At 72.5% G+C, this 12,826-nt stretch carries 12 protein-coding genes; 7 read left to right on the top strand and 5 right to left on the bottom strand.

The annotated features are described in order from the left end of the window. Positions 1–50 precede the first annotated feature (50 nt). The gene (locus tag DQW85_RS03665; protein WP_113699000.1) at positions 51–698 is read left to right on the top strand and encodes a VC0807 family protein; all 648 of its coding nucleotides are present in this window, start codon (positions 51–53) and stop codon (positions 696–698) included. On the opposite strand, the gene DQW85_RS03670 is transcribed toward DQW85_RS03665, so the two are convergent. Next, the gene (locus tag DQW85_RS03670) at positions 672–1,139 is read right to left on the bottom strand and encodes a winged helix-turn-helix transcriptional regulator (RefSeq protein WP_113699001.1); all 468 of its coding nucleotides are present in this window, start codon (positions 1,137–1,139) and stop codon (positions 672–674) included. The genes DQW85_RS03665 and DQW85_RS03670 overlap by 27 nt on opposite strands. A gap of 60 nt (positions 1,140–1,199) precedes the next feature. On the opposite strand from DQW85_RS03670, the gene DQW85_RS03675 reads away from it, so the two are divergent. Together DQW85_RS03675 and DQW85_RS03680 are read left to right on the top strand one after the other, a co-directional pair. After that, positions 1,200–1,712, top strand: coding sequence for a GNAT family N-acetyltransferase (locus tag DQW85_RS03675; RefSeq protein ID WP_113699029.1), 513 nt, complete (start codon positions 1,200–1,202; stop codon positions 1,710–1,712). Beyond that, positions 1,709–2,305 (top strand): TetR/AcrR family transcriptional regulator, encoded by a 597-nt coding sequence (locus tag DQW85_RS03680; RefSeq protein WP_113699002.1) that lies wholly within the window; start codon positions 1,709–1,711, stop codon positions 2,303–2,305. Before DQW85_RS03675 ends, DQW85_RS03680 begins: the two co-directional genes overlap by 4 nt. A 51-nt stretch (positions 2,306–2,356) precedes the next feature. Here DQW85_RS03680 and DQW85_RS03685 read toward each other — a convergent pair whose 3' ends face one another. Beyond that, positions 2,357–2,659 (bottom strand): hypothetical protein, encoded by a 303-nt coding sequence (locus tag DQW85_RS03685; protein ID WP_113699003.1) that lies wholly within the window; start codon positions 2,657–2,659, stop codon positions 2,357–2,359. 145 nt (positions 2,660–2,804) lie between these two features. On the opposite strand from DQW85_RS03685, the gene DQW85_RS03690 reads away from it, so the two are divergent. Next, positions 2,805–4,217 carry a DUF7059 domain-containing protein gene (locus DQW85_RS03690; protein ID WP_113699004.1) on the top strand — a complete coding sequence of 471 codons (1,413 nt, stop codon included), beginning with the start codon at positions 2,805–2,807 and terminating at the stop codon, positions 4,215–4,217. Between the two features lie 364 nt (positions 4,218–4,581). On the opposite strand, the gene DQW85_RS03695 is transcribed toward DQW85_RS03690, so the two are convergent. The 3 genes from DQW85_RS03695 to DQW85_RS03705 all read right to left on the bottom strand — a co-directional run bounded on the left by DQW85_RS03695 (position 4,582) and on the right by DQW85_RS03705 (position 9,892). Next, a complete protein-coding gene (locus tag DQW85_RS03695) occupies positions 4,582–7,548 on the bottom strand; it encodes an AfsR/SARP family transcriptional regulator (RefSeq protein ID WP_113699005.1) in 2,967 nt (988 codons plus the stop codon). Positions 7,549–7,807: 259 nt separating this feature from the next. Continuing rightward, positions 7,808–8,464, bottom strand: coding sequence for a GNAT family N-acetyltransferase (locus DQW85_RS03700; protein WP_113699006.1), 657 nt, complete (start codon positions 8,462–8,464; stop codon positions 7,808–7,810). Between the two features lie 141 nt (positions 8,465–8,605). Continuing rightward, complete coding sequence (locus DQW85_RS03705) at positions 8,606–9,892, bottom strand: pyridoxal phosphate-dependent aminotransferase (protein ID WP_113699007.1); 1,287 nt, start codon at positions 9,890–9,892, stop codon at positions 8,606–8,608. Positions 9,893–9,971: 79 nt separating this feature from the next. On the opposite strand from DQW85_RS03705, the gene DQW85_RS03710 reads away from it, so the two are divergent. The 3 genes from DQW85_RS03710 to DQW85_RS03720 all read left to right on the top strand — a co-directional run bounded on the left by DQW85_RS03710 (position 9,972) and on the right by DQW85_RS03720 (position 12,813). Next, positions 9,972–10,907: a LysR family transcriptional regulator gene (locus tag DQW85_RS03710; RefSeq protein WP_113699008.1), complete on the top strand. Its 936-nt coding sequence runs from the start codon at positions 9,972–9,974 to the stop codon at positions 10,905–10,907. Positions 10,908–11,040: 133 nt separating this feature from the next. Further along, entirely contained in the window at positions 11,041–11,784 is a 744-nt protein-coding gene (locus DQW85_RS03715; RefSeq protein ID WP_113699009.1) for a ribonuclease HII, read from the top strand. 6 nt (positions 11,785–11,790) lie between these two features. Further along, positions 11,791–12,813 carry an LLM class flavin-dependent oxidoreductase gene (locus tag DQW85_RS03720; RefSeq protein ID WP_113699010.1) on the top strand — a complete coding sequence of 341 codons (1,023 nt, stop codon included), beginning with the start codon at positions 11,791–11,793 and terminating at the stop codon, positions 12,811–12,813. Positions 12,814–12,826: the final 13 nt, after the last annotated feature.

Here is a 12,826-nt window from a genome sequence, read left to right on the forward strand (position 1 = left end):
CACGCGGAGAACCCCCGCACAAGCCCCTCGAGAGGCCCTCGAAGAGCTCCATGACCGCGCCTGCCGCACCCCCCGACGAGTCCCTGTTCGAGCTGCCCAGGCTCACCGCGCTGTTGCGCCACGCCGTGCCGCGGATCTTCGAGGGCATGATCCTTCCCGTCGCGGTCTTCTACGCGGGCATGCTCGCCGCGGGACCGACAGGGGGTGTCGTGGTGGCCGTGGCCTGGGTGTACGGGGGAGTGGTGCTCCGGTTGGCCAGGGGCAGGAGCGTCCCGGGAGGCGTGCTGCTGGCGGCCGGGATGGTGACCGTGCGGGCGGCGCTGGCGTTGCTGTCCGGGAGTCCGCTGCTGTTCTTCCTGCAGCCGACGCTCGGCGTGTTCTGCGCCAGCGCGGCGTTCCTGGCCACGGCCCGGGTGCGCAGGCCGCTCGCGCGGCGGGTGGCGGAGGATCTCGTGCCGCTGCCCGGCCACGTGCTGGAGGAGCCGGTGATGCGGCGGTTCTTCTCGCGGCAGTCGCTCGTCTGGGGGTGCGCCCAGCTCAGCAACGCCACGCTGAGCCTGTGGCTGCTGCTCAGCCAGACGATCCAGACGTACCTCGTCGTGCGCACGTCGGCGGTCGCCGTGCTGCTGTCGGGGGCCGCACTGCTGACGCTGGTGGACTTCAGGCGCTGCCTACGCGCTCTTCAGCGCCGAGCCTGAGCCGGGCAGCGGGGTGACCTCGCGGGGACCTGCCACCTCGTGGCCCTCGGCGCACCGGAAGTGCTGCTCGATGGGCGCTCCGCAGTCGCGGTGGGTCAGCAGCACGGGCGCGCCGCTGTCGCCGGAGAGGTAAGTGTCGCCCCAGTGCATGAGCGCCACCAGCAGGGGATAGAGATCGCGCCCCTTCTCGGTCAGCCGGTATTCGTCGCGCTGTCGCTGGCCCGGCTCGCGGTAGGGCTTCTTGCGGAGCAGGCCCTCGTCGACGAGGCGGGCCAGCCGGGCGCTGAGCACCTGGCGGGGGGCGCCCGTGTTCGCCTGCATGTCGGCGAACCTGCGCACGCCACTGAACGCCTCGCGCAGCACCAGGAAGGTCCATTTCTCCCCGACCACGTTGAGGGTGCGCTCGATCGAGCAGTTGGTGTCCCGGAAGGGCGCGGTCATAGGCGATATCATACCTGAGTTCATTTGACAGACTCAGATCTCGGAGTGCACGCTGGGTCTATGCATGGAACTCAGATCCGGCCGGCCCGCGCCGACGACGACGAGCGGATCAGGCGCTTCCTGGCCGGGCTCTCCCTGCACACGCAGACCATGCGCTTCTTCACGGGGATTCCCAGGCCCACCGCGAGCCTGGTGCGCGCGCTGCTCGCGGTGGACGAGCGCCGCGACGCGCTGGTCGCGACCCTGGACGGCGAGATCATCGGCCACGCCATGAGCTACCGCGGGAACACGGCGGACGTGGAGGTCGCCGTCGTGGTGACCGACCGGTGGCAGGGTCGGGGGCTCGGGCCGCGCCTGGTCGACACGGTACTCTTCAGGGCCGCCGTACGGGGCGCGACCACGGTCGGCATGGACGTGCTCGGCGAGAACCGGCGGGCGTTGAGGATGGTCCGCCGGCTCTGGCCGGACGCCACGATGAAGGTGACTTCCGGAACCGTCGAAGTGACCGCTATGATCCAGCAGGCGATGGTATTTGCGGAACAAGGTTCTGCTGCCTCACCATTGACCGTGTGAAGAGTGCCAAGAACGGACGTGACGGGCGGACCCGCATCATCGAGGGGGCCCTCCGCCGATTCAGCCAGGACGGGGTCTCGGCCACCACGCTGGCCAGCCTGCGCGAGGAGAGCGGCGTCAGCGTCGGCAGCTTCTACCACCACTTCACCAGCAAGGAGCACGTCTTCGGCGTGCTCTACGGCGAGATCCTCACCGCCTACCAGGCGGCGTTCCTCGCCGAGCTGGAGAGCCATGAGTCGGCCCGCGACGGCATCGAGGCCGTCGTCGCCCTCCACATGCGGTGGGCCGGAGAGCATCCCGAGCGGGCCAGGCTGCTGGTCAGCGAGCGCCCGCCGCGCAAGCACGAGCCCGGGGGCGCGGAGGTCGCGGAGGCGCGCCGGGCGTTCCTTCGTCGGGTGTCCGACTGGTGGCGGCCCCACATGAAGAACGGCCTGCTCCAGCCCGTGCACTCGACCATGTGCTACGTCCTGTGGCTCGGCCCGGCGCAGGAGATGTGCCGCCTGTGGTTCGCCGGCGCCCACACGCCGACCGAGGAGGAGATCAAGGGACTGGGCGAGGCGGCCTGGCAGAGCCTGCGCCAGCGCGCCGACTAGAGCCGATCAAGCCGGGGACCGGCTAGAGCCGATCGCGCCGGGGACGAGGCGTTACGCGAGCTGGCGGACGCGGGTGGGCACGCGCCAGCTCGCCTTGTCGAGGGAGATGTCGAGCCGCAGGTCGCCGCGCTGCCTGCGCAGGCCGGGCACGCGCACGCGGTCGTGTACGGCGAAGCGGCCCCGGCTCGTGTAGCCGAACCCCAGCTCGCCGGGCAGCACGCGCAGCTCGTCGTGGTTTCCGCAGCGCGGGCAGGTCCACCGCACGAGATCCAGGCCGCGGTTGTAGTCGGAACAGGCGCGGAAATACTCGTCCGGCATGAAGCGGGACTCGCAGGCCAGGCACGGGATGAGCATCGATCCGCTCCTCTTCGAACAGGGTCCCCTAGAGATATCGCGTACCGCTTGCGGGTGGCTTACAGAACGCCACGAATCTCGGTAACAGTACGATCACTGTAGGTATTGGATCATGCGCGGGAGTATGCGGTGAAAGGATGGCAGGGTGGAACCACTGCGCGATCACCTGCTCGGAACCCGCTACACGATTGACGGCGTCCGCGACCATCTCGGCGACGTGGCGGCCGCGGCCCTGGCCCGCGAGGAGCTGGTCCCGGCCCTGCGCGCCACCGCCGGCGGCCGCCCGCTCGACCAGCTGATCCGGCTGTGGTGGCTGGGCGTTCCCGTGCCCGCGGAGCGGGTGTCCCAGGTGGTGCTCGACTCGGGCCTGGTCACCGAGGAGGGTGGCCGGGTGACGGCGGACGTGCACCTCCAGCCGTGGGAGACCGGCGGTTACGTCGTCTCCGACCGCAAGGTCCGCCCGGGTGACCCGGCTCTGCGCCCCGACCACGTGGTGGGCGCCGGCGGCGCCTCGGCCAATCTGGCCCAGCTCGCCAGCCGCCGTCCGGTCCGGCGGGCGCTCGACCTGGGCACGGGCTGCGGGGTGCAGGCGCTCCACCTGGCGGGCCGGGCCGAGGAGATCGTGGCCACGGACGTCAACCCGCGTGCCGTCGAGCTCGCCCGGCTGAGCTGGGAGCTGTCCGGGGTGCGCGATGTGGACGCCCGCGTGGGCTCGCTCTTCGAGCCGGTCGAGGGCGAGCTGTTCGACCTGATCGTCTCGAACCCCCCGTTCGTCGTCTCCCCCGCCGGGGTCTCCCCGTCCGCGAACCTGACATATCGCGAAACGGGCGGGGAGGGTGACGCCTTCTGCCGCGATCTCGTACGCCAGGCGCCCCGCCACCTCAACCCCGGCGGCCAGGCCCACTTCCTGGCCAGCTGGCTGCACGTCGCGGGCGAGGACTGGCGCGAGCGCGTCGGCGGCTGGCTGGCGGACACCGGCTGCGACGCCTGGGTGGTCGAACGCGACGTGCAGGACCCAGCCGAGTACGTCGAGCTGTGGCTCAGGGACGCCGCCGAGCAGGGCACGCCCGGCTACACCGACCACTACGACCGCTGGCTGTCCTGGTTCGACGAGCGCGAGGTGGAGGCGGTCGGGTTCGGCTGGATCACCATGCGCAACTCCGGCACCCTCGACCCGGTGATCCGCGTGGAGCGGCTCACCCATCAGGTCACGCTCCCCGTCGGCGACTATGTCGACGAGGTCCTCGACTCCATCGCGACCGCCCACCGGGTCCAGGACCTCTCGTCGGCGCGCCTGCGCACGGCCGAGGGGCTGCTCGACGAGCGGATCGGCCTGCCGGGCGCGGAGGATCCCATGCGCATCGTGCTGCGCCAGACCACCGGTCTGCGCCGCAGCAAGGAGGTCGGCACGGTCGAGGCCGCGCTGGCCGGGGTCTGCGACGGCGATCTGGCGCTCGGCCCGCTGCTCAACGTGATCGCCGAACTGGTCGGCAACGGCGACATTCCTCGTGCCGAGGCCATCCGCCCGCTCATCGCGGAAGGCTACTTCCACGTCTGACCGGCCCGCCAAAGCCCCGTGCACGCTTTTGCGTGACTCCTCCCCACCTGCGGCTTTTGCTCCTCTGACCAGTGCCGCAATCGCGTGTTGATCCGATGTCAAGCCGCCCGGTGGAGGCTGTGGCACACGACACGGACCCGGGGGGTTCGGGGCCCCGTGTCGGAGTCCGGCCGGCCGTCGATGTGAGGCGGCTAGCCGTCACGTGGAGCATCCCGTTAACCGGGCCCCCTAGCGACACGTGGCGGTCACGATGGTCGGCCGGGCTGCTCATCACCGCAAGGACGGTCTCGGGGCTCGTGACTTACCGCAGAGGACAGTCTTGATCAACCATGTGTGGATGACACGTCTGGACGACGCGCTGTATTCAGGACTCGACGACCTGGGCGGCGTCGAGGAGGACCTTGAGGTCTCCGGCCTCGGGGGCGCCGAGCCGGTCGAAGATGGCGAAGGCCTGCCGTAGGCACTCGGTGCTGCGGGTGGTGCTGCCGAGACCTCTGAGCGCCTTGCCCAGCACCGTCAGCGACAGCGCCTCGCCGTACGGGTGGCCGATCTCCCGCGACACCAGCAGGGCCTCCTCGGCGTGCCGTACGGCGTCGGTGTAGCGCTCGGCGGTGATGAACGTCTCCGCCAGCCGGGAGCACACCCGCTGCTCCCACACCCGCTGCTTGCTGGCGCGGAAGAAGGCCAGGCACTCGGCGTGGTGGTGGACGGCCTCGGTGAGGCGGCCGACCCGGGACAGCACGATGCCGAGGTGGTAGCGCGCCCGGGCGGTGCCGGCGCCGCTGCCGATCTCGGTGAAGATGGCCAGGCCCTTCTCAGCGGCGGCGATGGCGTCCACCGCGTGGCCGAGGCCGAGGTGGTCGCGGGCGGAGTAGCTGAGCACGAGCGCCTCGCCGGCGGGCACGTCGTGCTCCCGGTAGAAGCGCGTGGCCGACTCGAACCACGACAGCGCCTCGGTGTGGCGGCGCTGCCGGCCGACGACGACGGCGAGCGCGTTCATCACCTCGCCGGTGACGACCTTCTCGCCACGGGCCACCGACAGCTCGTGCACGATCCTGAACTGCTCTTCGGCCTCCGTGAGCCGGTTGCCCGCGAAGAGCACCCTGCCCAGCACGTAGCGGGCGCGCAGCTCGCTGCCCGGGTCGCCGATGCGCCGGGCGGTGGCCAGCACGGCCCGCGTGGCCTGGTCGAACTCGCGCGTGTGGGTGCCCGACTCCAGCAGCGGCTCCATGGCCACCAGCAGGTCGGCGGCCGGCAGGAGCTGCTCGGCCGCCCGCGAGGCGGCGGCGGCCTGGCCGATCGCGGCGAACAGCGAGTCGCCCTCGGCGATCAGCCACGCCACGGCCTCGTCGGCGGTGCCGAAGGTGCGGCCACCGCCGACCACCAGGAGGTTGTCGGAGATGGAGCTGCCCTCGTAGGCCAGCCGGTGCGCCGACTGGGCGGAGGCCAGGTAGAAGCCGAGCAGCCGGCGCAGCGCCGTCGTGCGGGCCTGGGGCCGCTCGGTCTTGTCCATGATGCGCCGGGCGAACAGCTTGAGCAGCTCGTGGAAGCGGTAGCGGCCCGGCGCGGGCGCCTCCAGCAGGCTCGCGTCGACCAGCGACTCCAGCAGGTCCTCCGCCTCGAACGCGCTCATCGACAGCACCGCGGCGGCGGCCCCGGCGGAGATGTCGGGCCCGTTGGGCAGCGACAGCAGCCGGAACGCGCGCTGCTGCGCCGGGTCCAGCTGGCCGTAGCCCAGCGCGAACGTCGCCTCCACCGCCAGGTTGCCCACCCGCAGCTCGTCGAGGCGGCGCTGCTCGTCGGCCAGCCTGGGCACCAGCGACGCGACCGTCCACGACGGGCGCGCGGCCAGCCGGGCGGCCACGATCCGTACGGCCAGCGGCAGGAACCCGCACGCGGCGACCACGTCCATGGCGGCGGCGTGCTCGGCCGCCACCCGCTCCGGTCCGGCCACGGCGGCGAACAGCGACAGTGCCTCGTCCGGCTCCATCACGTCGAGGTCGATCAGCCGGGCCGAGGGCAGGTCGGCCAGCTTGACCCTGCTGGTGACGATCGCCGCGCAGCCCGGCGACCCGGGCAGGAGGGGGCTGACCTGCTCGGCGTCGCGGACGTTGTCCAGCAGCACCAGGATGCGGCGCTCGGCCAGCAGTGACCGGAACAGCGCCGAACGCTCGGCCGGGCCCTCGGGGATGACGTCGGGCGGGATGCCGAGCGCCCGCAGGAACGCGCCGAGCGCCGACTCCGGCGCGGTGGCCCCGTCGGTGTAGCCGCGCAGGTCGGCGTAGAGCTGCCCGTCGGGGAACAGGTCGTCGGCCGCGTGGGCCACGTGCACGGCCAGCGCGGTCTTGCCCACGCCGCCGATGCCGCAGATCGCGACCACGGGCACGCCCTCGGCGGACGCCTGCGCGGACAGCAGCGTGCGGATCCGGCCCGCGATCTCCTTGCGCCCGGTGAAGTCGCTCACCGCGGCCGGGAGCTGCGCGGGCCGGGGCAGCTCGTGGACCGGCTCCTCCTCGACCGCGGGCTCCTCCGCGATCTCCACGGCGGCCAGTGACGGGTCGGCGGCCAGGATGCGCTGGTGCAGCGCGGTCAGCTCGGGGCCGGGCTCGATGCCCAGCTCCTCGATCAGCGCCTCGCGGGTCTCGGTGAACACGGCCAGCGCGTCGCCCTGCCGCCCGCACCGGTAGTAGGCGAGCATCAGCTGGGCGCGCAGCCGTTCGCGCAGCGGATGATCGGCGGTGAGCGCGATCAGCTCGGAGACGACCGCCGCGTGGTTGCCCAGCTCCAGGTCCACGTCCATGAGCGTCTCGACCACGCCGATCCGGCGCTCGACCAGCCTGTCACGCTGGTGCTCGGCGTACGGGCCCACGGTGCCGGCCAGCGGCTCGCCGTCGAACAGGGCGAGCGCGGTCCGCAGGGCCCGGGCGGCCTCCGTCAGCCTGCCCGTCTTCCGCGCCGACTCCGCGTCCTGGACGCCGCGCTCGAATCGGGCCAGGTCGAGCGAGCCCTCGGGCATGCGCAGCGCGTAGCCGCGGCCGACCGAGGTCAGGATCTCGGGCCGGGAGCGGGCGGGCCGCTCGGGTTCGAGCACGGTGCGCAGCCTGGAGACGTAGGTGCGCAGCGCGCCCAGGGCCCTCGGCGGCGCCTCCTCGCCCCACACCGCGTCGATCAGCTCCGTCGGGGTGACCGGCCGTCCCTCCCGTACGAGCAGCATGCCGAGGATCGAACGCTGCAGCGGGGTGCCTAGGTCGAGCTCCTCGGCATCACGCCATGCGCGCACGGGACCGAGCACGGCGAAGCGCAGCCCGCTGTCGACGCTCTGACCAGCCATGCCGTATTTCTCCAAGGCAATGGAACGATTTGTTACCAAATCATAGATCCAACGCTAGCTAACACATAGGCATGGGGGATCGCGTTAACCCGAACGTTGATCAGGCTTTGATCGGGCGTTGAACAACGGACCCGATCCTGATGGTGGCAGCGTGGCATGGTCCCAGATCGCGGGGGCGGCCGTGCCCGACGCGCATGGGGATCTCCGCAAAAACAGGAGGCCCCGCCCTTTTGGCGGGCGGGGCCTTCGACGGACGTTTCTATGCTGCCTCGACTGCCGCTTCCAGCGGGGAGAGTCTCAGCATCAGCCGTTCGCGGACGGCGGGCCATTCGGAATGCAGGATCGAGTAGAACGCCGTATCTCGGACCGTGTCGTCGGCGCCTCGGCTCTCCGCTCGCCGCACCCCGTCGAAGTGTGCGCCGAGGGCCTCGATGGCGGCCCGGGATCGAACGTTTCGTACATCTGCCTTGAGCGTGATGCGATGGACGTTCCAGGTCTCGAAGGCGTGTGAGAGAAGCAGGAACTTGCTCTCCCGGTTGGCACCCGTGCCCTGGGCGGAGGCGCCCAGCCAGGTGTAACCGATGTCCGCCACGGACGGGACCTCGCCCACCGCGCTCAGCGCGCCCGGAGGCCAGGGCATGGGGCCCTGCCAGTACTCCAGGTGCATGAGACGGGTGGCACCGACCACACGGTCGGTGTTCAGCCACCGGATGGCGAAGGGCAAGGTGCGGCCCTCCGCCTGCTCAGCCAGCGCGGCCTCCACGTAGGAGACCATCTCGTCCCGGCCGGCCGGGACACGAGTGAAGGCATACGTGGAGCGGTCTTCACTCGCCGCGGCGACGAGGTCGTCGACCGCCGCGTGGCTGAGAGGTTCCAGGCGCACGAGGCGCCCGGACAAGGTGACAAGAGCGGGCATGAGCACATGATGAGGGGTGGCCGGGCCTGCTGTAACCAGGCAACGACAGGCAACTTTCGCGGGTTTCGGGCGGCATGGTGTTTTCGCAGGTCAGCACGGTGATTCGGGGAGTGAGACCGACGCGTTCGGCGAAGATTTCGCCTAACCGTGACACGGGGTCGGCACGAGCGCCTGACGCCGTTCACGCGCGGTGTCCCGGCGCGCCAGCGAGAGCTCCTTCAGGCCCATGGACAGGTGGTCGAGGCCGGCCGCGATCCACGGCAGGTGGAGCGGATCGGAGCTGTTCAGCGCGGCCAGGCGCTCTTCGGCCGTCTCCCCGTAAAGGAGGCTGACCGCGACCCGCACCCGGGCGGCGCCGGGGGCGTCACCGAACGCGTGTCCGGGCAGCACGCCGATGCCGTGCTCGTCGAGCAGGATGCGGGTGATCTCGGCGGAGCCGCCGAGGCGCAGGTGGCCGAGATCGGGGTAGAGGTAGAAGCCGCCCTGCGGCACCGGCGCCGAGGCGCCGATCCCGGCGAACGCCGCGTGCGCCGCCCGCACCACAGCGCAGTGCAGCCTGCGGCTCAGCGCGATGCGCTCGACCAGCTCGGGCGGTTCGTCGAAGGCGTACGCGGCAGCCTCCTGCACCGGGGCGGCGGGCGCCGACCAGATCTCGCTGGCCACGGCGAGCAGCCTGGCGCGCAGGTCGTGCGCGCCGTCGGGCAGCCGGGCCACGCCGATGCGCCAGCCGCCCAGCGCGAGGCTCTTGCTCAGCCCCGTGGTGACGACGGTGCGCTCGGGGGCCAGATCGGCCGGTGAGATGTACGGCAGGCCGGGATCGTGCGTCAGATCCCGGTAGATCTCGTCGGAGATGATGGTCAGGTCGAGCTCGCGGGCCACGGCCACCAGGCGCGCGACCGTGCCCGGCGTGGCCAGCCGGCCCGTGGGGTTGTCGGGGAGCGTGACGATCACGGAGCTGACGGTCCGGCCGTGGGCGCGGGCGTGGAGCACGGCTGAGGACAGCCGTTCGGGATCGGGGACGCCGCCCTCCTGTGCCGGAGCGGGCACCAGGATGGGTCGCGAACCCACCAGGTCGGCCTGGGCGGCGTAGCTGACCCAGCTCGGCATGGTCACCACGACGTCGCCGCCGATGGCCAGGAGCACGCCGTACAGCAGCGACTTGCTGCCGGGCCCGCACACGACCGACTCGGGGTCGGTGGGGAGTCCGCGCCTGGTCCAGTAGCCCGCCGCCGCGTCACGCAGCCCGGCCGCCCCGGCGACCGGGCCGTAGCCGTTGCGGTCGGAGGCGGTGGCCAGCCTCTCGCGTAGCGCCGGGTGGACGGGCAGCCCCGCCTCGCCGAAGGCCAGGTGCAGCACCCGCTGCCCGGCGCGCCGTCTTCGTTCGATGTCCTCGTTCGCCGCCAGCGTGGCGGACAACGTCACCGTCATGCTTGTCACGTTCCCAGGGTGGTTGGATGAAGGCATCACTACAAGCGAGGCTTTTTGTGGGTAGGCGTAAGGAAATACGATGCTTGATTTGCGGCGTTTGGTGTTGATCTGCGAGTTCGCCAGGCGCGGCAGCATCGCCGCGACCGCCGAGTCGCTCGGCTACAGCCCCTCCGCGATCTCCCAGCAACTGGCCGCGCTGGAACGCGAGACCGGCACGGCCCTCATCGACCGGACCGCGCGCAGCGCTGAACTCACCGACGCGGGCCGCCGCCTGGTCGCGCACGCGGAGCGCATCCTGTCCATGGTCGAGGAGGCCGAGTCGGATCTCTCGGCCCACGCGGGCACCCCCTCCGGACGCGTCGTGGTAACAGCCTTCCCCACGGCGGCCGTCGCATTCGCGCCGGCGCTCGCCCGCTCGCTGCGCCGCCACACGCAGCTGACGCTCCGCCTGCGGCAGAGCCGGTCGGGGCGGGGCATGCGCGAGGTCCAGGCGGGCGAGGTGGACATCGCGCTCGTGGACGACTGGTACGGCCGCGCCCGGGAGAGCGAGAACGTGCGGGTGTTCCCGCTGCTGTACGACCCGCTCGTGCTGGTCGTGCCGCGCAAGCACCGGCTGGCCGACCCGGACGTGCCGCTCGACCTGCGGGAGCTGCGCGACGAGCCGTGGATGGCCACCCCGGACGGCGAGCCGTCGCGGCTCGCGGTCGACCGGCTCCTCGTGGACGTGGGCGGCACCAAGCCGACGCCCTGGGAGTTCGAGGGGCTCGGCACGATCCTGTCGCTGGTGGCCAAGGGCCTCGGCATCGCCGCCGTGCCCGCGCTCGCCCTGGCGGCCGGGGTACGCGGCCTGGCCGTACGCCACTTCCCCGGCAACCCGGTGGGGCGGGAGGTGCACGCCGTCGCCCGCGGCTCCAGCGTCCACCGCCCCTCGGTCTCGGTGACGCTGCGGGCCATCCACGTGGCGGCGCGCTACATCGCCGCCGACCTGGAGCCGCTGCGGCTCGCCGACCGGTAGCGCCCGCGCGGTCCGGAGCGACGGGTCGTGCGGAGCCGTGGTTGGGCAGCCGGTCGGCGAGGCGGCTCGCGGCCCGGTGGCGTCCGGGCGTTCCGCAGCCGCGGCGGGACGGCGCGCGGTAGCGTCTGCGGCTATGGCGCCGACCTACGAGATCGAGCAGCTCCTGCTCTCGCAGCCCAGCACCCGCACCGTGGCGGGCGTCGACGAGGTGGGGCGCGGCGCCTGGGCCGGCCCGGTGACCGTCTGCGCGGTCGTCACCGATCTGTCGGACCCACCCGCCGGCCTGACCGACTCCAAGCAGGTGCTGCCCGGCAGGCGCGAGACGCTCGCCGCCGAGCTGCGGTCGTGGGCCGCGGGCATCGGCTTCGGCGAGACGGGCCCCGAGGAGATCGACGAGCTGGGGATGACGGAGGCCCTGCGCCGCGCCGCCCGCCGGGCGCTCGACGCCCTCCCCGTCAGGCCCGGCGCGGTGATCCTCGACGGCGCGCACGACTACATCGGCCCGCCCTGGCCGGTGGCCCTCCCCGTCAGGCCCGGCGCGGTGATCCTCGACGGCGCGCACGACTACATCGGCCCGCCCTGGCCGGTGCGGCTGGAGGTCAGGGGCGACGCGGCCAGCGTCTCGGTGGCGGCGGCGTCGGTGCTGGCCAAGGTCCGGCGCGACGCCCAGATGGCGGCGATCGGCTGCGAGGAGTACGGCTTCGCCGACAACGCCGGCTACCCGTCGCCGGTGCACCAGGAGGCCCTCGCCCGGCTGGGCCCCACCGAGCACCACCGGCTGTCGTGGTCGTACCTCGACGACCTGCCGCGGTGGCGCCACCTGAAGAGGCACCGCGACCCGGCGGCGACCGAGGGCCAGGTGAGCCTGTTCGGGTAGGCGGCCATGCGCATCGGGCTCTTCCTCGTCGCCGCGGGCTTCCCCGGACGGGAGCCGGGACGCGTGCTGGCCGAGGCGGTGGAGCTGGTCGTGGCGGCGGAGGAGGCGGGGTTCGACGACGCCTGGATCGCCGAGCACCACTTCATGACGTACGGCGTCTGCCCGTCGGCGATCACGCTCGCCGCGGTCGCGGCCGGGCGGACGGCGCGGATCGGGCTCGGGACCGCGGTGAGCGTGCTGTCCACCTGGCACCCGGTGGCGCTGGCCGAGCAGGCGGCCATGCTGCACCACCTGTCGGGCGGGCGGTTCACGCTGGGAGTCGGCAGGGGCGGGCCGTGGGTGGACCTGGAGGTGTTCGGGATCGGGCTGGAGCGGTTCGAGCGTGGATTCGGGGAGTCGCTCGACGTGCTGGTGAAGGCCCTTTCGGGGGATCGGGTGTCGGCCGACGGGGAGTTCTTCAGGTTCAGGGAGGTCGCGATGGTGCCCGCCGCCACGATGCGGCCGGTGGTGGCGTGCACCTCCGAGGCGACGCTGGCGCTGGCCGCGGCGCGCGGGCTGCCGATGCTGCTCGGCATGCACGTGGACGACCGGGAGAGGGCGGCGGCGGTGGCCGCGTACGAGGAACTGCGGGGCGAGCCGGAGACCGGCCACGTCGCGGCGGCGGTCGGTCACGTGGCCGACTCCACGCGGCGGGCCGTACGGGAGTTGACGGAGGCGATGCCGCGCTGGCTGGAGCCCGGACTCGCGGGCTACGTGCCGGTGGACGGGCGGGGCCGCGCCCGGCGCGACGTCGGCGCGTACGTGGACTTCCTGACCCGGGTCCACCCTGTCGGCTCCGCTGACCACTGCGCGGAGGCGATCCTGCGCACGGCCGAGGCCACCGGCGTGCGGCACCTGATCCTCATGGTCGAGGGGCTGGGCGAGCACCGGCGCGTGCTGGAGACCGTCCGCCGCCTCGGCGCCGAGGTGCTGCCCCGCGTGCGGAAGGCCGAGGCGCCGCCCCGTGAGCGGGAGCACGAGCGGTGGTGAACCGGGGCCTTCC

This window comes from Nonomuraea lactucae, assembly GCF_003313395.1.
Taxonomy (GTDB): domain Bacteria; phylum Actinomycetota; class Actinomycetes; order Streptosporangiales; family Streptosporangiaceae; genus Nonomuraea; species Nonomuraea lactucae.